General features: G+C 42.6%; 21 protein-coding genes, 1 tRNA gene and 1 pseudogene. 4 read left to right on the top strand and 19 right to left on the bottom strand.

Annotation, left to right across the window (positions count from 1 at the left end; genetic code table 11):
- Positions 1-189 precede the first annotated feature (189 nt).
- Complete coding sequence (locus ACGF5R_RS21180; protein ID WP_112877118.1) at positions 190-933, top strand: hypothetical protein; 744 nt, start codon at positions 190-192, stop codon at positions 931-933.
- 535 nt (positions 934-1,468) lie between these two features.
- On the opposite strand, the gene ACGF5R_RS21175 is transcribed toward ACGF5R_RS21180, so the two are convergent.
- From ACGF5R_RS21175 to cysG, 13 genes are all read right to left on the bottom strand, one after another.
- The gene (locus ACGF5R_RS21175; RefSeq protein ID WP_304465965.1) at positions 1,469-1,705 is read right to left on the bottom strand and encodes a HigA family addiction module antitoxin; all 237 of its coding nucleotides are present in this window, start codon (positions 1,703-1,705) and stop codon (positions 1,469-1,471) included.
- A gap of 408 nt (positions 1,706-2,113) precedes the next feature.
- Positions 2,114-3,112 carry an RNA polymerase sigma factor RpoS gene (rpoS, locus tag ACGF5R_RS21170; protein ID WP_112877120.1) on the bottom strand — a complete coding sequence of 333 codons (999 nt, stop codon included), beginning with the start codon at positions 3,110-3,112 and terminating at the stop codon, positions 2,114-2,116.
- A gap of 51 nt (positions 3,113-3,163) precedes the next feature.
- Positions 3,164-4,141: a murein hydrolase activator NlpD gene (nlpD, locus tag ACGF5R_RS21165; RefSeq protein ID WP_192881000.1), complete on the bottom strand. Its 978-nt coding sequence runs from the start codon at positions 4,139-4,141 to the stop codon at positions 3,164-3,166.
- Positions 4,142-4,310: 169 nt separating this feature from the next.
- Positions 4,311-4,937: a protein-L-isoaspartate(D-aspartate) O-methyltransferase gene (locus ACGF5R_RS21160; RefSeq protein WP_112877122.1), complete on the bottom strand. Its 627-nt coding sequence runs from the start codon at positions 4,935-4,937 to the stop codon at positions 4,311-4,313.
- A complete protein-coding gene (surE, locus tag ACGF5R_RS21155) occupies positions 4,931-5,695 on the bottom strand; it encodes a 5'/3'-nucleotidase SurE (protein ID WP_112877123.1) in 765 nt (254 codons plus the stop codon). Before surE ends, ACGF5R_RS21160 begins: the two co-directional genes overlap by 7 nt.
- Positions 5,673-6,722, bottom strand: coding sequence for a tRNA pseudouridine(13) synthase TruD (gene truD, locus ACGF5R_RS21150; RefSeq protein ID WP_112877124.1), 1,050 nt, complete (start codon positions 6,720-6,722; stop codon positions 5,673-5,675). The genes surE and truD overlap by 23 nt, the downstream gene beginning before the upstream one ends.
- Positions 6,723-6,725: 3 nt before the next feature.
- Complete coding sequence (gene ispF, locus ACGF5R_RS21145; RefSeq protein WP_088373993.1) at positions 6,726-7,199, bottom strand: 2-C-methyl-D-erythritol 2,4-cyclodiphosphate synthase; 474 nt, start codon at positions 7,197-7,199, stop codon at positions 6,726-6,728.
- A gap of 13 nt (positions 7,200-7,212) precedes the next feature.
- On the bottom strand, positions 7,213-7,944 hold the full coding sequence (ispD, locus tag ACGF5R_RS21140; protein WP_112877125.1) for a 2-C-methyl-D-erythritol 4-phosphate cytidylyltransferase: 732 nt from the start codon (positions 7,942-7,944) through the stop codon (positions 7,213-7,215).
- Positions 7,945-7,949: 5 nt separating this feature from the next.
- Positions 7,950-8,270 carry a cell division protein FtsB gene (ftsB, locus tag ACGF5R_RS21135; protein ID WP_065390098.1) on the bottom strand — a complete coding sequence of 107 codons (321 nt, stop codon included), beginning with the start codon at positions 8,268-8,270 and terminating at the stop codon, positions 7,950-7,952.
- A 146-nt stretch (positions 8,271-8,416) separates the two neighbouring features.
- Positions 8,417-9,049: an adenylyl-sulfate kinase gene (cysC, locus tag ACGF5R_RS21130; protein ID WP_112877126.1), complete on the bottom strand. Its 633-nt coding sequence runs from the start codon at positions 9,047-9,049 to the stop codon at positions 8,417-8,419.
- A gap of 1 nt (position 9,050) precedes the next feature.
- Positions 9,051-10,493 (bottom strand): sulfate adenylyltransferase subunit CysN, encoded by a 1,443-nt coding sequence (gene cysN, locus ACGF5R_RS21125; RefSeq protein WP_112877127.1) that lies wholly within the window; start codon positions 10,491-10,493, stop codon positions 9,051-9,053.
- Between the two features lie 11 nt (positions 10,494-10,504).
- Positions 10,505-11,413, bottom strand: a complete 909-nt coding sequence (cysD, locus tag ACGF5R_RS21120) for a sulfate adenylyltransferase subunit CysD (RefSeq protein WP_113026078.1) — start codon at positions 11,411-11,413, stop codon at positions 10,505-10,507.
- Positions 11,414-11,422: 9 nt separating this feature from the next.
- On the bottom strand, positions 11,423-12,835 hold the full coding sequence (cysG, locus tag ACGF5R_RS21115; RefSeq protein WP_112877129.1) for a siroheme synthase CysG: 1,413 nt from the start codon (positions 12,833-12,835) through the stop codon (positions 11,423-11,425).
- A gap of 156 nt (positions 12,836-12,991) precedes the next feature.
- Between cysG and ACGF5R_RS21110 the strand changes: the two are divergent.
- Positions 12,992-13,354 (top strand): annotated as a pseudogene (locus tag ACGF5R_RS21110) (type II toxin-antitoxin system HicB family antitoxin).
- A 117-nt stretch (positions 13,355-13,471) separates the two neighbouring features.
- On the opposite strand, the gene ACGF5R_RS21105 reads toward ACGF5R_RS21110, so the two are convergent.
- From ACGF5R_RS21105 to cysJ, 3 genes are read right to left on the bottom strand one after another with little or no spacing between them, the layout of a single operon-like run.
- Positions 13,472-14,206 carry a phosphoadenylyl-sulfate reductase gene (locus ACGF5R_RS21105; protein ID WP_387692571.1) on the bottom strand — a complete coding sequence of 245 codons (735 nt, stop codon included), beginning with the start codon at positions 14,204-14,206 and terminating at the stop codon, positions 13,472-13,474.
- Positions 14,203-15,933: an assimilatory sulfite reductase (NADPH) hemoprotein subunit gene (gene cysI, locus ACGF5R_RS21100; protein ID WP_112877131.1), complete on the bottom strand. Its 1,731-nt coding sequence runs from the start codon at positions 15,931-15,933 to the stop codon at positions 14,203-14,205. Before cysI ends, ACGF5R_RS21105 begins: the two co-directional genes overlap by 4 nt.
- Positions 15,933-17,735, bottom strand: a complete 1,803-nt coding sequence (gene cysJ / locus ACGF5R_RS21095) for an NADPH-dependent assimilatory sulfite reductase flavoprotein subunit (RefSeq protein WP_387692569.1) — start codon at positions 17,733-17,735, stop codon at positions 15,933-15,935. The genes cysI and cysJ overlap by 1 nt, the downstream gene beginning before the upstream one ends.
- 276 nt (positions 17,736-18,011) lie before the next feature.
- Between cysJ and queD the strand changes: the two genes are divergently transcribed.
- A complete protein-coding gene (gene queD, locus ACGF5R_RS21090; RefSeq protein ID WP_112877133.1) occupies positions 18,012-18,374 on the top strand; it encodes a 6-carboxytetrahydropterin synthase QueD in 363 nt (120 codons plus the stop codon).
- Positions 18,375-18,418: 44 nt separating this feature from the next.
- Here the strand turns inward: queD and queE are convergent, their stop codons facing one another.
- Positions 18,419-19,090 (bottom strand): 7-carboxy-7-deazaguanine synthase QueE, encoded by a 672-nt coding sequence (gene queE, locus ACGF5R_RS21085; RefSeq protein WP_112877138.1) that lies wholly within the window; start codon positions 19,088-19,090, stop codon positions 18,419-18,421.
- A 170-nt stretch (positions 19,091-19,260) separates the two neighbouring features.
- Between queE and ACGF5R_RS21080 the strand changes: the two genes are divergently transcribed.
- Positions 19,261-20,646 (top strand): amino acid permease, encoded by a 1,386-nt coding sequence (locus tag ACGF5R_RS21080; protein WP_112877134.1) that lies wholly within the window; start codon positions 19,261-19,263, stop codon positions 20,644-20,646.
- Positions 20,647-20,940: 294 nt separating this feature from the next.
- On the opposite strand, the gene ACGF5R_RS21075 is transcribed toward ACGF5R_RS21080, so the two are convergent.
- Entirely contained in the window at positions 20,941-21,723 is a 783-nt protein-coding gene (locus ACGF5R_RS21075) for an endonuclease/exonuclease/phosphatase family protein (protein WP_262981631.1), read from the bottom strand.
- A 138-nt stretch (positions 21,724-21,861) separates the two neighbouring features.
- Positions 21,862-21,938: transfer RNA gene (locus ACGF5R_RS21070), tRNA-Asp, on the bottom strand.
- Positions 21,939-21,963 lie beyond the last annotated feature (25 nt).

The following is a 21,963-nucleotide window of genomic DNA, read 5'->3' as shown; positions in this document are numbered from 1 at the left end:
ATCGCCCCCGAAAAACACGGGGTGGGAAAACACCGAATGAATTATTTAAGGGAATACGAACATGTTTACTTCCAGATTAACGATGTTGCACTTATTATGTGAATCTACCTAAGTTTTGATATAACTTCATTTATTAAATAATGCTATATATACCTAGTAACATAGATTTACATTTATTAAGGAAATAATATGCCAAAAAAAGATGTTGACTTTATGAAAGTGTTAGAAAAAAATCTTTGTCCGGCATGCGGAGACAAGGAATGCCCTATCCACAATAAAATGAAGCATATGAGAGACAGTATGAACGAAATTGTGGAGGCATATTTTAAAGATGATATGCTTAAGATAAAAAAAATAAGCGTACAACGTTTTTCTCATTATTATAGTAATTTTAATCATGAAACAATAGAAAACGACACAAGCATGAGTTCAATTGGTCTGTTTAATCATTATAGAGGAGATTCAGGTCAGGAAATAACTCTTTCTAAAATAGGTGTACAAAACAAAATTAGCAATTTGATAAAAACACCCGGTGCTTTTAAAAGAACGGATGGTACCAGTATTCAATCGCGTTTTATCTCACAGATTCAAAACGGTGATCGAACTCATTTTAATAATGCGTACGATTTTGGCACTGAATCCAGACATTTTAATGACCCATTATGGGCTATAGGTGGCGCTAAGGTCAGTGGAAAATTAACGGATGTTAGAGTAGAACCTAGAGGAAATAAATATAATTTATCTGGGGTAATAAATTACAAACTTTATGATAAATTTACAGATCCATATGATACTTTCAATTTGGTTAAAAAGGATCTTAATCCCAATGGAACCCCATTTGATATAACAGGAGCATGGAAAGAGCCCGTAAATTTCAATATCGATAAAAATGTATATGATAATAAAATCAAACCTCTAATTGATAAAAAATAACGGGTATTTACTGTCGTGCATTTAATGCACGACATAATATAGGAACTCAGATAGATTTAGAAAACAGTAAAGTAGCATCGGAGAAAAAATATTAACTAAAATAAAAATAATAATGCTTGCCACCGATGATATTAGTGTTTTCCTTACGTTTTTATCTAAAATAAAAAAATAACTAACCGTTATAGATAATAGAAAAAAAACAATGGTATCAATTAGTCGTGATAACAAAAATATCATTCCACATCCTTTATTGAAAAATCCTTCTTTAATTATACAGCCAATTTTATTAAAAATAATAGCTTTTTTAAAACCATTAAGTTTATATAGTAATCAAAATAGTGACTTGTGCCACAAATATCAGTTATTTTCGATTAATTTTATTGGCGTATCGTTTAGATTCAAGAAGGGCAACCTCAAATTGGCCGGTAACCCCTTAGACTGGATTCTCCCCTTCTCTGAACTGCCACTAATCGAATGTGGAATATCGAGGAGAGCAAGCTATTTGCAATCGATGAAGGTGAGACACATCGATATGCTATTTTGCCTGCCATAAATCATAGTCTATCTGCATCCCCATCCAAACTTGAAGTGAGCTGCCAATAACAACAGACAATTTCAGTGCCATTTCTGGCGAAACATCAGACTTGCCAACAACCAAGCGTTGCACAGTTGATGGCGTTACACCCAGCGTCTTAGCCAGACCTCTAACACTCAAATTCAGAGTCTCCATAGCCTCTTTGACCAATATTCCGGGATGCGGGGGGTTATACATCATAGCCATTAATTAGTGGTAATCCTCATCGTTCATAATATACCCGTCATCTTTCAAGTTGCCTCTTTGTTGGCTGCACTCACTCACCCCGGTCACATCGTTATCTATGCTCCCGGGGATTCGTTCCCTTGCCGTCGCGATGCATCTTGAAATCCATTGGGTATATATAGATATCACCGCCACACAACTTCCCGAAAAAGCGAATTAGGAAAGAAGTTAAAAAAAGGGGCGTTCATCACATCACTGCAATTTAAGTATCAAAAATCTTTGATTGAAATTTATTATCATCATCCCAGACAATTAGAGTCATTCTACAGAGTACTGAAGAACCTGATAATACCAAGCATCAACAATGCAAAAACAGGGACAACAGTTCTTCAGAACCCAAGTAGCCAAACTATTCAACAATTAAGTACGGAATAACGCTTCAATATTCAAACCTTGAGTTTGCATAATATCTTTCAGACGTCGCAAACCTTCGACTTGGATCTGACGCACTCTTTCCCTTGTCAAACCGATCTCTTTGCCCACATCTTCCAGCGTTTCAGCCTCATATCCCAAAAGACCAAAACGACGCGCTAATACTTCACGTTGCTTCGAATTCAACTCAAACAACCATTTGACGATACTCTTTTTCATATCGTCTTCCTGTGTTGTTCCCTCCGGCCCACTTTCATTCTCATCCGATAAAACATCCAATAGCGCTTTATCAGAATCACTGCTAATAGGGGTATCAACCGAAATGATACGTTCATTCAATCGCAACATACGGCTTACGTCATCAACCGGTTTATCCAGTTGCTCTGCTATCTCTTCCGGGCTAGGTTCATGATCCAATTTATGGGCAAGTTCTCTTGCTGTACGCAAGTAGACGTTGAGCTCTTTAACAATATGGATTGGCAACCGAATAGTACGGGTTTGATTCATAATCGCCCGTTCAATGGTTTGCCGAATCCACCATGTTGCATAGGTAGAAAACCTGAACCCGCGCTCCGGGTCAAATTTTTCAACAGCACGGATAAGGCCAAGATTACCTTCTTCAATTAAATCAAGAAGAGCTAAGCCTCTGTTACTGTAACGGCGGGAAATTTTGACAACCAATCGCAAGTTACTTTCGATCATTCTCTGGCGGGCCAGAACATCACCACGTAATGCCCGCCTTGCGAAAAAAACCTCTTCTTCCGCCGTCAGCAAAGGAGAAAAACCAATCTCGCCGAGATAAAGCTGTGTTGCATCAAGAACCCGCTGGCTCATGCCCTGCAATACATCTAAATCATTCTCAAAATCAGTTAGATCACCCTCATTGTTCTTCAATAATTTCTCATCGAAGTCGTCAGCTTCAATACCACTTTCATCTAAATCCGCATCATCATACAACTCGTTAACTTTCAGCGTATTTTGGCTCATAAGCTGCCCCTACCCATGATAATGCAGGCAGAATTCAGCACTCTGCCCAGTTTATCGCTGCGGAAGATAACGCAGCGGGTTTACGGATTTTCCCTTGTAACGAATTTCAAAGTGTAATCTTACAGAGCTGGTACCCGTGCTACCCATAGCGGCAATTTTTTGCCCTGCCTTGATGTCCTGTTGCTCACGAACCAGCATTGTATCGTTATGAGCATAGGCACTCAGGTAGTCATCGTTATGTTTTATAATTATCAGATTTCCATATCCACGTAAGGCATTTCCGGCGTAGACAACTCGACCACCTGCTGTTGCAAATACTGACTGGCCCCTGCTACCTGCAATATCAATCCCTTTGTTACCCCCTTGGGCATCAGAGAAACTCTCAATCACTTTACCTTCAGCCGGCCACATCCAACTGCTGACAGCCCTGTTTCCACTGCTTGCGGTTGTCGTCGGTGACTCTAAATACGTATCGTTTACTGTTGATGTAGTTGCCCGTGGCAACATTTTTACACTCTTTTGCTTCCCAGAATTTGCAGGATACGCATTAGTTGATTGAGAATCAACCAGGGTTGTTTGAATTTGATTATGGTTATAAGTGGTTAACATCCCGCTACTACCGGTCCTCAAAGTCTGCCCCACCGTCAAACTGTAAGGTTCTGAAATATTATTTTTGCTTGCAAGATCACGAAAATCACTACCTGTGATCCAGGCAATATAAAACAGAGTATCACCATGCCTGACTGTATAAGTACTGCCGTTATAGCTACCTTTAGGAATACTGTCATAATCACGGCTATAAACGATTTTCCCCTGCAAATTGCTATCAGCCTCACTCATCGACGAAGGTGAAGATGGCATTGGCGTAGATACAGCAGCATGGCCGGAAGATATTACCGGATAACGACTCCCACTGCTTTGTTTTTGATCAATACTAGTGATAGGTGCAGGACGAGTTGGTGTATTTGTACAACCTACTAACCAGACTCCCATCAATAAACACGTTACAATCCGCTGTATTTTTTTCATTGGGCTTCCCAAATTCATATTTCCTTCCCCCATAACGGCAAAGATAAGCGTAAAAATTAATAATTCTTAAAGGTTATACATAACCACAAAAATCTCGAAACGAAAATAATTTCGCTTATTAAAGCAAATATAACCATTAATTGAAAAATAGTTGCAATAGACTATGAATTTAAGCCAGTTCCCCTTGCACAAGGGGCACAAAGCGCACAGCTTCGATCACTTCACTATGAAAACCATTGCCATGACGTTTCATGGATTTAAGAATTTGTGTATGCTCGCCAACGGGCAAAACCATCACACCACCATCAGCAAGCTGAAGCATCAATTCTTGTGGGATATACGGAGGCGCAGCGGTCACAATAATAGCATCAAATAACCCACGCGACGGCCATCCTTGCCAACCATCCCCATGACGGGTTGAAACATTATGCAAATCAAGCTGTTTCAATCTCCGTTTAGCCTGCCACTGTAAGCCCTTGATCCGTTCTACCGAGAAAACATGTTTGACCAAATGCGCTAATATTGCTGTCTGATAACCAGAGCCGGTACCAATTTCCAAAACCTTAGCATCCGGTGTTAACTGAAGCAGCTCAGTCATACGGGCAACAATATAAGGCTGAGAAATCGTTTGCCCATAACCAATAGGCAAGGCCGTATTTTCATACGCTTTATGTGCCAGTGCTTCATCGACAAAACGTTCTCTAGGCACGGCAGAAATGGCGGCCAGTAAACGTTCATCATCTATTCCCTGCTGGCGTAATTGTGTCAGCAAATTTTTCATTGCCCGACTCAGCATTCTCCATCAACCTCAGCTTTAGCTAACCAATCTCTTACTAACGCCTGCGCTTTATACGCAGTCAGATCTACCTGTAATGGCGTAATAGATACATATCCCTGTTCCACCGCCGCAAAATCTGTTTCAGGGCCAGCATCATATTTATCTCCCGGTGGCCCCAACCAGTAAAGCATGTTACCTTTCGGATCTTGCATAGAATAAACTTCTTCCGCGGCATGACGGCTACCACAACGTGTCACCCGAAAACCTTTAATGTGCTCAAGTGGCAGATCAGGAACATTCACATTTAAAATATTACCCGCTCTCAAAGGCGTTGTTTGTAGCATTTGTAACAAACGACATGTGATTTCTGTCGCTGTTTCATAATGCAATTCGCCGTCAAGTGAAATAGCCAATGCCGGCAACCCCAGATGACGGCCTTCCATCGCAGCCGCAACCGTACCGGAATAAATCACATCATCCCCAAGGTTAGGGCCACGATTAATACCAGAAACAACAATTTCAGGGCGCGGAAGAACCAGCCGATTAACACCGAGATAAACACAATCTGTTGGTGTGCCGCCCAATACTGAAATATCACCATTCTCCAGCGTATTAACACTTAATGAACGATCAAGGGTCAATGCATTAGATGCACCACTCCGATTACGATCAGGAGCAACAACCTGCACATGATAACTTTCACGCAATGCAGCCGCCAAAGCCTGAATCCCTGGAGCGGTCACACCATCATCATTACTCAACAATATTCGTAACATTATTTTGATCCTGATTGATTATTTCCCTGACCACACTGGTAGCAAAACTGCCAGCAGGCAACCAGAAACTGATTTTTACCGTGTCATTATCTTGCCATTGCCAACTCAGATTCTGAGGCTGCACCAGAATCGCCCTACGAGAACCCTCCACCCTTTCACGCTTGATAAGTTCCCACAACGATTCATAAGGCTGCAAATATTGCCGTTCAAAATCCACAGCTTGGTGCTGTGTTCCCAATTCACCGTCACCAGGCAGCGGTGCGGTTATTTGTAATTCTCCATCGCTCACCCGCTGTTGCAATAAAGGCAATTCAGCTTCATCAGCAACAAACCAGCTACCACGCCCTGTTAATTGTAGGGCGTCACCCTTCATTACCTGTTGTTGCTGTTTCAGAGCAACCCGCGCACTGGCTACCGCATTAAACATAGCACTACGACTAGCTGATAGATAAAAACTGCGCTTATTTCTCTCTTTTACTCGGATTTCATTATTTGCCCAACGCTGCGCTTGAATCAGATTCTGCCCATCCCGACCAAAACGCTGTTCACCGAAATAGTTAGGCACACCACTTTGCTGAATCAACTGTAGCCTGTTTTCAACCAATTGGTGATGACTGATTTCCCGCAAAATAAGTGTAAATGAGTTTCCTTTCAATGCGCCAATGCGCAATTTACGTTTCTGACGGGCTGTCGTCAGAACTTCACATCCCTCAAGCTGAAACGAGGCAAAATCAGGATCCTGTTTGCCCGGTAAGTGCAAACAAAACCACTGTTCTGCCACTGCATTACGGTCTTTTAAACCAGCATAGCTGACCGATCTAGACGGTATACCAGCGAAACGAGCGAGGTTATCTGCAACAAATTGAGTATTACAACCCGTTTTACGAATATGCACCATTAAGTGCTCACCTTCTCCATCAGGAGAAAACCCTAAATCTTCACAGACAATAAAATCTTCCGGCGAGGCTTTTAGTCTCCCCGTCGCTTCTGGTTGTCCATACAGCCAATTTAATTCAGCCAATACCATCAATTATTCCTTAACCAGCAAAGCAACCGCTTCGCAAGCAATACCTTCTTTACGCCCAACAAATCCCAATTTTTCGGTGGTTGTGGCTTTAACATTGATATCATCAATGTGACATTGCAGATCTTCTGCCAGATTGACTCTCATTTGTGGGATATGCGGCAACATTTTGGGGGCTTGAGCGATAATCGTAATATCCAGATTGCCAATCCGATAACCCTTTTCTCTAATACGTGAATAGGCTTCACGTAATAATTTACGGCTATCCGCGCCTTTAAACGCCGGATCAGTATCTGGGAATAATTTCCCGATATCGCCCAATGCCGCAGCACCTAACAAAGCATCCGTTGCTGCATGGAGAGCAACATCACCATCGGAATGTGCCAACAACCCTTGTTCATAAGGAATACGAACACCACCGATAATAATCGGTCCTTCACCACCAAATTTATGCACATCGAAACCGTGCCCGATCCTCATGATGTCTGTTCCTTTATTTTCTAGACAGATAAAATTCTGCCAATGCCAAATCTTCAGGGCGCGTGACTTTTATATTGTCCGAACGCCCATTAACCAACACTGGTTGATAGCCGCAATATTCCAGTGCGGAAGCTTCATCTGTGATATTCGCGTGTTGAGAAAGTGCTTTTGACAAACAATCCCTTAGTAACATCAATGGAAAAAACTGCGGTGTCAATGCATGCCAGAGATCTTGCCGTTCTACTGTATGGTCAATAATCTGACCAACCCGTCCGCGTTTCATCGTATCGCGGACCGGCGATGCCAGAATACCACCGCATGCCATATTTCCCTGTTCATCGGCTACTGCCAATTGCAGCAAACGGTCAAGATCGTCACGGTGTAAACAAGGGCGGGCCGCATCATGCACTAAAACCCAGCAATGATCATTGCCAGTCAAATGAACCAGATGATTTAAACCAGCCAGCACAGAATCTGCTCGCTGTTCACCACCGGTTACCGTAGTAATGCGCGAATCTGATGCAATCTCAAGGGATTGAAACTGTGTGTCCGCGGGATTTAAAACAATCACAACATGCTGAATACGGGGATGAGCAAGTAATGCAGCCAAGGTGTGCTCAATAATAGTCTTTCCAGCAATAGACAGGTATTGCTTTGGGCAATCCGAATTCATTCGGCTACCAATACCCGCTGCTGGTACCAAAGCAATAATATCAGCACAGGAACGAAGTAATAGATTGTTCATTTTAATTATTGAGTATTATTTGGAGTCGAGGGACGCGAAGTGTTTTCTTTAGATTTATCAACAATTAAACGATAGAAAGTTTCACCCGGTTTGATCATACCCAATTCACTACGGGATCGCTCTTCGATGGCTTCCTGTCCACCCGTAAGATCATCAATTTCCGCCGATAACTGATCGTTACGCGCTTTAAGTTTGCTGTTATTACGCTCTTGCATCGCAACATCATTCTTAACTCGCACATAATCATGAATGCCGTTTTTACCAAGCCACAGTGAATACTGTAGCCATCCAAGTAAAACCAGTAATAGTAGCGTCAGTTTACCCATTTCCGCCCCCTAAAATATCTGTCAATCATCCCATAACTCAAAGAATGACGCCACTATCACAAAACAGGGTATGAGAAAAATAGTTGAATGCAGCTATTTTACACAAGCACATCACTGAAAACGCAATAATGTGCTTTTTGTTGACGTTATCCGTGATGAATCATTGAGCGTATAATGCCGCTCTTTTCCAATTCCACCAGCAACTGGGCCACGGAGATTTCAACGGATTGCTGGCCTGGAAGATAAATTTCCGGGTTATCGGGAACCTCATAGACTGAATCAATCCCCGTGAAATGACGAATTTCACCGGCACGGGCTTTTTTGTACAATCCTTTTGGATCACGGGATTCACAAATTTCCAGTGGTGTATCGACAAAAACTTCAATAAATTGCCCTGGTTCTAACAGTTCACGAACCTTTTTCCGCTCTGCTTTATGAGGGGAGATAAAAGCCGTCAGCACGACTAAACCCGCATCGACCATCAAACTGGCAACTTCACCCACACGGCGGATATTTTCCTGCCTATCCTGTTCGGAGAAACCCAAATCACTACAAAGGCCATGACGCAAGTTATCACCATCAAGCAAATAAGTTTTTATTCCTCGTTGGAACAGGGCCTGCTCTAAAGCCCCGGCTACAGTGGATTTCCCTGAACCCGATAGACCAGTGAACCAAATAACCAATGCAGGATGTCCATTTTCAATCTCCCGCTGCACTCTGGTCAGTTGATGTGGATGCCAGACAACATTTTCTGATAGCAAATTTTCAATGTCAGCCAATTTATTTACCTCCCAGTAAATCTCTGGCTCCCCAATGAGGGAAATGACGACGAATCAACCGATTCAATTCCAGTTCAAATTCGCTGAATCCTTTTGGCCCTTCATAAACATCTGTCTGAATTTCACGTACCAACCCCGCACCAACAGTGACATTAGTCAGTCGATCGATCAAAATAATGCCGCCAGTGTCGCTATTTTGCTGATAGCTATCGAGCATTAATGGTTCTTCAAAAGAAAATTCCACCGATCCAATGGCATTTAATGGTAAATCAACAGTCACCCGCTGTGTCAGGTGAGTAATATCCACTTGATATTGAATGTTCTCAACTTTCCCACGGCTCTTTTTACCCGCCACTTTGATATCAAGGTTCTGCCCCTGCACCAAAGGCTGTTCAGACATCCATACCACATCCACCAGCGCATGCCGGGTAACCATCATCTCATCATCGGCAGAAATCAGGAGATCACCTCGGCTGATATCAACTTCGTCTTTCAGCACCACCGTAATGGTTTCACCCGGAACAGCAAAATTCAAATCACCATTAAAAGTCACTATCCGCTCCACCTGAGAGCAGATACCGGACGGCATGACTTTAACTTTCTGCCCTTTACGTAAAATCCCAGACGAAAGTGTGCCACTATAACCACGAAAATCGAGATCAGGCCGACTAACATACTGTACCGGGAAGCGCAGTAACTGCTTCGAGGCTTCCTTTTTTACATCAACTGTCTCAAGAATATCCAACAACGTTGGTCCTTCATACCAATCCATATTTCGACTTCTAGTGACAATATTATCGCCATCAAGTGCAGAGATTGGGACAAAATGAACGTCCAAATCTGTCGGCAATTGAGCAGCGAAATTCATATAATTCTGTTTGATCTGATCAAAAACTTCCTGACGATATTCCACCAGATCCATTTTATTCACCGCTACCACCAAATGGCGAATACCTAGCAATGTACTGATAAAACTGTGACGACGGGTCTGCTCCTGAACACCTTTACGAGCATCAATCAACAGAATAGAGAGATCACAGGTCGATGCACCCGTTGCCATATTACGGGTGTACTGCTCATGTCCCGGTGTATCAGCAATGATAAATTTGCGTTTTTCTGTTGAAAAATAACGATAAGCCACATCAATGGTGATACCCTGTTCGCGCTCTGCGGCAAGACCATCCACCAATAAAGCCAGATCTAATTTTTCACCCTGAGTACCGATACGTTTACTGTCATTCTGCAATGTTGAAAGCTGATCTTCGTAGATCTGACGGGTATCATGTAACAAGCGTCCAATCAGAGTACTTTTGCCATCATCCACGCTGCCACACGTCAGGAAACGCAGTAATCCTTTCTCTTGTTGAGCGTGCAGATAAGCTTCCACACCGCCCTGTTGTTTAATTTGATGAGCAATAGTTTCATTCTGTGCAAGTGCTGACATGGTTGTACTCCTTAGAAATAACCTTGACGTTTTTTCAGTTCCATAGAAGCAGATTGATCACTATCAATCAGCCGCCCTTGCCGTTCACTTGTCGTCGATATCAGCATCTCTTCAATAATTTCCGGCAATGTTTCAGCATCAGATTTCACTGCTCCCGTCAGCGGCCAACAACCAAGAGTACGGAAACGAACTTTGCGCTGGCTGATAACCTCACCAGGTTTCAGATCGATCCGATTGTCATCAACCATAATCAGCGTACCCTCACGCTCCAATACCGGGCGTAATTTGGCAAAATAAAGGGGAACAATATCAATTTGCTCCAAATAGATGTATTGCCAAACATCCAGTTCAGTCCAGTTAGACAATGGGAATACGCGAATACTTTCACCTTTGTTAATCTGGCCGTTGTAATTACGCCACAATTCAGGACGCTGGTTTTTAGGGTCCCAACGATGTGAACGATCACGGAAGGAATAGATCCTCTCTTTGGCACGTGATTTCTCTTCATCACGACGAGCACCGCCGAAAGCGGCATCAAAACCATATTTATCCAGCGCCTGTTTTAACCCTTCGGTTTTCATGATGTCAGTATGTTTGGCACTACCATGCACAAATGGATTGATTCCCATTGCTTCCCCTTGCGGGTTGCGATACACCAATAGTTCAAAGCCGTAATTCTTAGCAGTACGATCACGAAACTCGTACATTTCGCGAAATTTCCAGCCCGTATCCACGTGCAGCAAAGGAAATGGCAATGTTCCCGGATAGAACGCCTTGCGTGCAAGATGAAGCATGACCGAAGAATCTTTACCGATAGAGTAAAGCATCACTGGGTTTTCAAACTCGGCGGCCACTTCCCGTATAATATGAATACTTTCAGCTTCAAGTTGCTGCAAGTGTGTCAATCTTTTCTCATCCATTACAACTCCTTATGCTAAATTGACTACTGCCGGACGGCTTATCTTGGCAATAGATTGTTGCCCAAACCAAGCTATCTGATGGTGGAGTTGAGCCACCTCTCCCACCACCAGTAAGGCCGGTGACGGTGCCTGCTGTGCTAACTGTTCCAGTTCAAGCAAAGTGCCGGTTAACACTTGCTGCTCTAGACGAGTACCACAACCAATGACGGCTACTGGTGTATCTTCCGCTCGCCCATGTAAAATTAATTGATGACTTATCAAGGCTGCCTTTACCGTCCCCATATAAATCACCAGCGTCTGATGACCTCTAGCCAAAGCAGGCCAATCCAACTCATTACCCTTTTCTCGACAATGACCGGTAATAAAAGTGATACTCTGTGAATGTTCCCGGTGAGTTAGCGGAATTCCTGCATAAGCCGCCGCCCCGATGGCGGCGGTAATGCCCGGTACAACCTGAAAAGGGATACCTGCCGATGCTGCAACTTGTAGTTCTTCACCGCCACGGCCAAAAATAAAGGGATCACCGCCTTTAAGGCGAACCACTTTTTTCCCCTGTCCGGCAAATTTCACAATCAATCGGTTAGTTTCCTCCTGAGAAACAGAGTGATTACCCGCTCTTTTGCCAACGCAAATTTTATCTGCATCACGGCGAACCAGATCCAGTACATCACTGCTCACCAAATGATCATAAAGCACCACATCTGCCTGCTGAATAACCTGTAACCCCTTTAACGTCAGCAATCCCGGATCACCAGGACCAGCCCCAACCAAAACCAGTTCTCCCTGAGAATCAGACTGTTCTAGTTGTTGCTCAAGCTGTTTTTCCGCCTGTTGGATCTGACCGTTTGCAACCAACATAGCGAAACGACCATTGAAAGCCTGTTCCCAAAAAGAACGACGCTGGCGCATGGAAGTTAATCGCTGTTTTACTCGATCACGCCAATTCCCGGCGATGTTTGCCATCATGCCAAGGCTGGAAGGCAGTAACGCTTCCAATTTCTCGCGGATTAAACGCGCCAATACTGGCGCTTTTCCCGCCGATGAGATCGCCACCAAAACCGGAGAGCGGTCGATAATTGATGGAAAAATAAATGAGCAATGAGCTTGATCATCAACCACATTGACCAAAACACTGCGCCTATTCGCCTCAGTAAAAACCTGATGATTCAGAATATAATCATCAGTCGCAGCAATGACCAAAAAGATGCCATCAAGATATTCAGGCTGGAATTCTTCCTTATACCATTCCAACTCACCAGCTTGATAACACTGTTGTAATTCAGAGCACAATTCAGGCGCTACAACTTGTAATAATGCACCTGCCCGTAGTAGTAGAGTCGCCTTACGTGCGGCCACTTCTCCACCACCGACAAGCAATACAAGCCGCCCTTTCAGCTCAACAAATATCGGTAAGTAATCCACGATTGCCCTTGATATCCAGTGAAATATTTATAAGTACTGAAACTGTTTCGAATGAATATATGAGTCGGAGGTAAAGTTATAAAATGACAAAAAGGAATTAATTGTTCTGTAATGGAATATAGGTGATCTCTCCAAAATAGCATTTCATTAGATTGCATGAGGATAAAGATGAAAGTACAAAATACAATGGTAGTCGCTGGACAACAGGCTGTTATTAGCTACGTGCCAGAAATCGGCATGTTCAGGGGTAAATTTTTAGGGCTGTCTGGTTATTGTGATTTTGTCTCTGATAGTATTCAAGGATTGTAAGATGAGGGTGAAATATCTCTACATGAATATCTTGAAGATTGCAACGCATCAGGTATTGAACCTTATGCAAGGCAAGAAAAAATCAAAACATTCACTCTGCGCTACCCCGAATCATTTGGGGAGCGATTACATTGTGCAGCAGCCGAGCATCAGATTTCGGTGAACGCGTTCATCATTGAAACTTTAAATGAGCGAATGAAACACGCGTAAAAATCCATTACACATCAGGATTAAATTGTCTTTCAGACTATTTATATTAATCATCACCCCCGCCCTAAAACACAGCGAGGGCTTTATCATTATTCCCACTCAGGAAATACCGGATTTTTAGTTTTCATGTAACCCACATTCTCGCTTCAAGCCAAAAAAACGGGTTTGTTCTTCACTCATGCCCGGTTCCCATTTTTGGGTTGTATGGATGTCACCAACAGAGAGATAACCTTGTTCCCATAATGGATGATATTCCAAGCCATGCTTTGTCAGATATTGATGCACACGTCGGTTATCCCAGTCGATAATCGGCAAAATCTTAAATATTCCCCGCTGTACAACCAGAACCGGTAATTTTGATCGACTTTCAGATTGCTGACGGCGTAAACCAGCAAACCAACTTTGTGCTCTCAGATTTTTCAAAGCCCGATTCATGGGTTCAACCTTATTAATCTGATTGTAACACTCTATTCCCTCTACGCCTTGTTCCCACAATTTCCCATAACGAGCCTCTTGCCAAGCCGGAGAATACTCAGCACTGAATACTTGCAAATTCAGTTTCAACTGCGTTGTGAGTTTATCTATGAATTGATAAGTTTCAGGGAATAGATAACCCGTATCAGTAAGAATGACCGGAATGTCAGGATATTCCTGTGTCACTAAATGAAGACATACCGCCGCCTGAATACCAAAGCTGGAGGAAAGAACAAACTCCCCTGGCAAATTTTCTAATGCCCAGTTTATCCTCTGGTGAGCATCCATCATTTCAAGCCACTGATTAATCTCAGCCAGTGATTGCTCTTGCTGTTCAGCAGTCATGCTAACAAATTGAGATAAACTGAATTGACTCATACCGCCTCCTGCCAATCGTAAAAATCGCGGGCTGAATCCAATACCGGTTTGATAATATCTGTGCGGATCAGGAAATCACCAAAACCCTCATTTGGCTGCCTCCCCGTCGCCCAACGCCCAATGAGTTCATCCATGATGGATAAAATCTCTTGTGAGCTGATATTTTCTTTATACATGCGTGGAATACGGGTGCCAATTCGATTACCGCCAAGATGAAGGTTATAACGATCAAGCGCTTTGCCAACTAGCCCTACCTCCGCCAACATCGCTCTACCGCAACCATTCGGACAACCTGTCACCCGCAAAACAATATGTTCATCACCAATACCGTGTTTATTCATCAGTTGTTCAACGTGGGTGACAAACTCCGGTAAAAAACGTTCAGCCTCAGCCATTGCCAATGGACACGTTGGGAAAGAAACACAAGCCATTGAGTTTTCACGCTGAACTGTGGTTTTATCGTCAATCAACCCATGCTGACGGGCGATAGTTTCAATGCGTTGTTTATCACTTTCAGGAATACCAGCAATGATTAAGTTCTGATTGGCCGTCAGGCGAAAATCCCCTTTATGTATTTTTGCAATTTCAGCAACCCCACTTTTCAGCCGCCTGCCGGGGTAGTCCAAAAGGCGACCATTTTCAATAAACAACGTCAAATGCCATTTATCATCGATGCCTTTCAGCCAGCCAATTTGATCACCTCGACCAGTAAATTCATAAGGTCGGATTGCCTCAAATTTCACGCCAGCGCGTCTCTCTACCTCTTCTTTAAAAGTATCAACACCAACCCGCTCCAACGTATATTTGGTTTTGGCATTTTTACGCTCAGTCCGGTTACCCCAATCACGCTGAGTTGTCACCACAGCTTCCGCAATTGCCAGCGTATGTACAAGCGGGATATAACCAAACTCACTCGCCATACGTGGATAGGTATTTTTATCACCGTGAGTCATCGCCAAACCACCACCCACCAACACGTTAAAACCAACCAGCTTGCTACCTTCTGCAATGGCAATAAAATTCAGATCGTTGGCATGCAGATCAACATCATTCTGTGGAGGAATAACTACCGTGGTTTTGAATTTACGCGGCAAATAAGTCGAGCCAAGAATCGGCTCTTCATCGGTCGTTGCGACTTTTTCTTTATCCAACCAGAGTTCAGCATAAGCACGGGTACGCGGCAGTAAATGTTCTGAGATTTTCTTCGCCCATTCGTAAGCTTGCTGATGTAGCTCTGATTGAATAGGATTCGAGGTACAAAGCACATTGCGGTTAACGTCATTCGCCGTCGCGAGCGAATCCAGTCCAACTTGATTCAGCAATTGATGCGCAAGTTTTACATTCCCTTTTAGAATGCCATGAAATTGAAATGTCTGGCGGTTAGTCAACCGGATACTGCCATAAAGGGTATTCTCTTCAGCAAACTTATCAATGCCCAACCATTGTTGTGGCGTAATCACGCCACCCGGCAGACGACAGCGCAACATTATTGCATGACGTGGCTCCAGTTTTTGCTCTGTGCGTTCAGCACGGATATCACGATCATCCTGCTGATACATGCCATGAAAACGAATCAACAGGAAATTGTCCCCTTCAAAACCTCCCGTCAAGCCATTAGTTAAATCTTCACTGATCGTACCTCGCAGGAAATTACTCTCCTGCTTCATACGCTCACTGTCAGCCAGTTTACCTTCGACAATCAAAGGACCATGTTGTTTATCATTCATTAGTACACATCCCTCTGATAACGGCGCTCAAGGCGCAGTTCACTTAAAAATTCATCTGCCTGTTCGGTATCCATACCGCCATGTTCAGCAATAATATCCAACAACGCATGTTCCACATCTTTCGCCATGCGGTTTGCATCACCACACACGTACAGATGTGCTCCTTCCTTTATCCAACGCCATACTTCTTCACCTTGCTCACGCAGCTTGTCCTGAACATAAACTTTATGCTGTTGATCACGGGACCATGCCAGATCAATACGGGTTAACAGGCCATCTTTGACATAACGCTGCCACTCCACTTGATAGAGAAAATCTTCAGTAAAATGTGGATTACCAAAGAACAGCCAATTTTTCCCTTCCGCGCCATCGGCCTCTCTTTGCTGCATAAACGCCCGAAATGGCGCAATTCCGGTTCCCGGCCCAATCATGATGACAGGCGTGCGTGGATCAGCAGGCAGACGAAAATTATCGTTATGCTCAATAAAAATACGAATATCGCCATTTTCCTGTAAGCGATCTGCTAGATAGCCGGATGCACCGCCGGTGCGGGCTCGCCCATCAATTTCATAACGAACCACACCAACTGTAAGATGAACTTCATTTTCCACTTCTGCCTGAGAAGAAGAAATTGAATAGAGTCTTGGTGTCAAAGGCCGTAGCAAATCAATAAATTGCTGCGCCTCTGGTTGAGAAGCCGCTTCTCTTATCATATCGGCGATCGGTTTATTGTGAGCGTATTGCTGTAATACTTGTTTATCAGCAATCAAAGAAAGTAATTTTTCATCTTTCGCGAGAACCGCGTATTTTTCCACAATCACACTGGTATTTTGGGTTAGCTCAACATGGCTGATCAACGCTTCTCTTAATGACAATTTCTGACCATTAACCTCAACTTGTTCTGTTCCCTGCAACCAGAGCAAATTCAACACTTCATCCACCAGCTCCGGATCATTTTCAAACCAAACACCCAAAGCATCACCTGGCTGATAACGCAAACCTGAATCACCCAGATCAATTTCAATATGACGAACATCTTTATCAGAACTACGACCCGTTATTTTCTGACGGGTAGCTAAGGCCGCAGTCAATGGCGCCTGTTTAGTATAAGAAGTTGAGAAAATTTCATTTACCGATCCATTCTGTGCAGTAGTAATCACAGTCCCTGTCTCAGCCGGAACACGCTGTTTCAAGATCCCTGTTAATTGTTTACGCCACTGAGCCGCAACCTGTTGATATTCCACATCACCATCCACACGCTCCAGAAGTTGTTGAGCACCTAATTCATTCAAACGATTATCGAAATCTTTTCCAGCCTGGCAGAAGCGTTCATAAGAGGTATCACCCAGACCAAAAACCGCAAATACCGTATCATTCAGCTTCGGCGCCTTTTTAGAATAGAGATATTTATACAATGCAACCGCTTCCTCGGCAGGTTCTCCTTCACCTTGAGTAGAAGCAATAATTATCAGTATTTTCTCTTGAGCAATTTGTTTGAATTTATAATCACTGGCATTGAACAAATTGACATTGAGTTTCTCTGCCAACAAATCATCACGGAGCTGCTCAGCTAAACGACGAGCATTACCAGTTTGTGAAGCTGAAATTAATGTAATCGTCTCCTGTGCCGGAACCGCAGGAGCCACAACCTGAACCTGTGGTTGGTGATTCACCATTCCCCAAAAATAACCAGACAGCCAGGCTAATTGAGTCGGTGAAAAATCCCCAACTGCCGATTGCAAACGCGCTAGTTGTTCAGGTGAAACCGGAAGAAGTGAAATTGAAGGTGGTTTTATGCTCATTATCCTGTTTATCCTGTGCTGCCCTTTACGATTACAAATGTCCGTTATTTTTAGTAAATAAAATAAATAGGGATGGTTTGTAAGGTTATCTCAGCGACTTGTTACTATTTAAAGAAACTATCGCAATATCAAATAACCAAAACGCCTAACCATATTTACAGATTTAATATATCTATAAAACAGTTAATAAGAGCAATGGCAAAAAAATGAAAAAACCAGGTTTAATTCAGAAGATCGGGTAGAATAGCGGGTTTTTTGAAGTCAGGGAGAACCACTATGAGCACAACGATTTTTAAAGATTTTCAGTTTGAAGCCGCCCACCGTCTGCCACATGTCCCAGAAGGCCATAAATGCGGTCGTCTGCATGGACACTCATTTATGGTACGACTGGAAATTACCGGGGAGGTCGATCCTCATAGTGGCTGGATTATGGACTTTGCCGATTTAAAAGCCCTATTCAAACCTGTTTGGGAACAGCTAGATCACCATTACCTGAACGATATCCCTGGACTGGAAAATCCAACCAGCGAAGTATTGGCAACCTGGATTTGGCATAAAGTTAAACCAATAGTTCCACAACTCAGTGCCGTTATGGTGAAAGAAACCTGTAATGCGGGATGTATTTTCCGCGGCAAATGAAACAACTTACTGCACCAGGAAACCTCCAGTGCAGTAAGCTTTTCTCAGGCAATATTCAAATATTTATGTGTTTGCATAGACAACCGCCAATTACGGGCAATACAGGTTTCAATACATAAACGGGTAGCATCTTCTTTCTGGCTAATCGGTTGCAGTGCAATAATGCGTGATGAGTTGCCATCTAATGTCGCCAATAACCCATCCAATGCTTCAATATCTCTTTCCCTCGCAACCGGATATTTTATTTCATTAGCCCTTTGTAAAGCTTGCTGCAATACCTGGTAACCACCACGCATATTAACTTTTGGTGAAACTGTCACCCAAGTAGCAACAGAACATTTAACATGATACGTTCCACTAGTTTCTATCTGGCATTGGTAGCCAAGGCTTTCTAACTCTTCGGTCAGAGGAATAAGATCATAAAGACAAGGCTCACCACCAGTAATAACAACGTGACGTGCGGTATATTTCTGTTGAACAAACAGCACCGCAATTTGCTTAGGCGAAGCTTCACTCCATTCATTGCTTTCACTCGTCTTCAGTAAAATTGTCTCCAATGTCCGTTGCTTTTCCGCTTCTTTCTCCCAAGTGTGCTTAGTATCACACCAGCTACAACCAACCGGACACCCTTGTAGACGAATAAAAATTGCCGGGACTCCGGTAAAAAAACCTTCTCCCTGCAATGTCTGGAATATTTCGTTAATCGGGTAAAACATAAAAATCTCTGGTTTCATTAAGCAAGGGCGCATTATTGCAGATATCTATCCCTCGAACATCAATCTTTATGATAAGGTACGGGGTTTGCTTCGCTTAGCTAACATGCGACTTGTCGAGGCATTGTGTGCTTAAAATATATCTAGCACTGAGAAAGTGACAGGAATAAATAATGCAGAATAATGAAACTCAGCTGAAACGGGGTCTAACCGGGCGGCACATCCGCTTTATGGCATTAGGTTCCGCAATAGGCACAGGGCTGTTCTATGGCTCCGCAGCTGCTATTCAGCAAGCTGGTCCCGCCGTATTACTCGCCTATTTAATCGGCGGTGCTGCCGTATTTATGGTGATGCGTGCATTAGGTGAAATGGCTGTTCACCATCCAGTAGCCGGTTCTTTTTCACACTATGCCAGCCATTACCTCGGACCTTTAGCCGGATTTCTAACCGGATGGAATTATATATTCGAAATGCTGATCGTCTGCCTGGCTGACGTTACTGCATTTGGTTTTTATATGAAGCTCTGGTTCCCTCATGTGGAACAGTGGATCTGGGTACTAAGCATTGTCTGCTTTATTGGCGCAATTAATCTTTGTCATGTGAAGATTTTCGGTGAAATGGAATTCTGGCTTTCTATTGTGAAAGTCACCGCAATTATCGCTATGATTATCGGTGGTATGACCATCATGGTTTATGGATTCGGTCAAGAAACAGATCATGCAACCGGTATTGCCAGTTTGTGGGAATATGGCGGTTTTATGCCTAATGGCATCAGTGGCGTGATAGCTTCACTCGCCATTGTGATGTTTGCTTTTGGTGGTATTGAAGTCATTGGTATCACTGCCAGTGAGGCAAAAAACCCCGAGAAAACGATTCCAAAAGCAATCAATGCTGTCCCTTTCCGTATTCTGCTGTTCTATGTACTGACTCTGTTTATTTTAATGTGTATCTATCCGTGGAATCAGATCGGTCAAGAAGGTAGCCCATTCGTACAGATTTTTTCTAGCTTGGGTATCAATTCTGCTGCTAACATTCTCAATATCGTAGTGATTACTGCCGCAGTTTCAGCAATCAATAGCGATATTTTTGGTGCTGGCCGTATGATGTACGGCATGGCCCAAGAAGGACAAGCGCCTAAATCATTCACCAAGCTGAGCCGTAATGGCGTACCCTGGATGACTGTAATCGTTATGTCAGCAGTTCTATTAATTGGGGTTATACTCAACTATATGATTCCGGAAGAAATTTTCATTATCATTGCCTCTATCGCAACATTTGCTACTGTATGGGTATGGTTAATGATCCTACTTTCTCAGGTTGCTATGCGTCGCAAAATGAGCAAAGAAGAAGTTAAGGCCCTGAAATTCCCCGTTCCTATGTGGCCAATAGCACCTGCATTAACCATTATCTTTATGATATTTGTTATTGTATTACTGGGCTATTTCGAAAAAACCCGCATTGCATTAATTGTGGGAATCACATGGGTAATCTTATTATCAATCACCTATTTCTTTAGCAAAAAGAAAAATATTTCTCAAATCCATCAGATAAAAAAATAATTTTCCTTCATAAATGCCAGATTAATCTGGCATTTATTTTAATTATCCAAATGAAATATATTTAATATTTATCTTAATATAATTTCAACATATTAATTAAAATAATTTATATATTATCTCAATATAAATAAATTTTATTTTTAATAATATAAACCCGTCGAAACATATAATAAAAAGTTACAACGAAGTAAGAATGATATAATATTTTTAAGCTATAAGGTCATGTTTTTTCAATGAATTAAATAAGAATTTAATTCATTGAAAAATAGAAGGATATATTCTTATAATAAAGAATTAATAAAAATTCACAACAAGAGGATTATGATCGGAGGCATCAGTAAGTATCACAGTAGCATTAGCTATATTCAACTCTCGGAAAAAAATAAAATCTAAAGGTCTGCCAAACGCGATTGTTCGATAGTCATCAGTAAAAGATACTTCTTCAAGGTGTAAATATCTGGTAAAACGTTTTAAAGCATTTAATCGTTGCTTACTCCATGCATTAAAGTCACCAGCCATAATGACTGGGCCGTTATGTAAACGAACATGAGCACCAATGTTATTCAACTGGCGGCTATACACATCCACACCAAAACTGAAATTTATCGCATGCACATTAATAACCATTAACTGACGATTATCCTGTAAAAGATAAACAGTGATGAGAGCGGATTTAGATAAACGTAAAAGGGGCTCTTTCTCTCTCAGTGGGCAGCAATAGACAGGATGAGAAGTTGCTAACGTCATTACACCAGAGGGGTGTTGTGGTAATAGAAATGCAGGAACTTGATCAGATATTAGGTAATTTGAGGTAGCAAATTCAACTAAATCAGGGGTTGTCTGCGCTTCTTGTAATAAAATCAACTGGCTTTCGTTAGTCAGCTCTTTCAGAACCTTTCGCCATGAAGGACGCTGCTGTTTATAGATATTCCATACAACAACCCTAAGCTCATTTGTACCAGTGGTCAAAGGAGTACCTACAGGTAATATATTCCCAAGCTGATGAGTCGACATAGGAAAGACACGTTCAACAGGTTGTCCAGCAACATATCTTATCGCATAGGTTTTTTTTACCACGTAAAAAACCTCTTAAATGCAGAATAACTATAAAAACTATCCAATTCTATCAAATAGAATAAGGTAGTTATTGATTTTAATACTCATAAACAGCAAAAAACCCTGAAATTTCTCTCAGGGTTTCTCTGAAAATTAAGGTGGCGGTGCGGACGGGGCTCGAACCCGCGACCCCCGGCGTGACAGGCCGGTATTCTAACCAACTGAACTACCGCACCACCGAATTCTCTTTGATTTATATCG

The organism is Photorhabdus sp. RM71S, assembly GCF_042879355.1.
Taxonomy (GTDB): domain Bacteria; phylum Pseudomonadota; class Gammaproteobacteria; order Enterobacterales; family Enterobacteriaceae; genus Photorhabdus; species Photorhabdus kayaii.
Note: the sequence above shows the minus strand (reverse complement) of the source record. Positions and strands in the feature narration are given on the sequence as shown.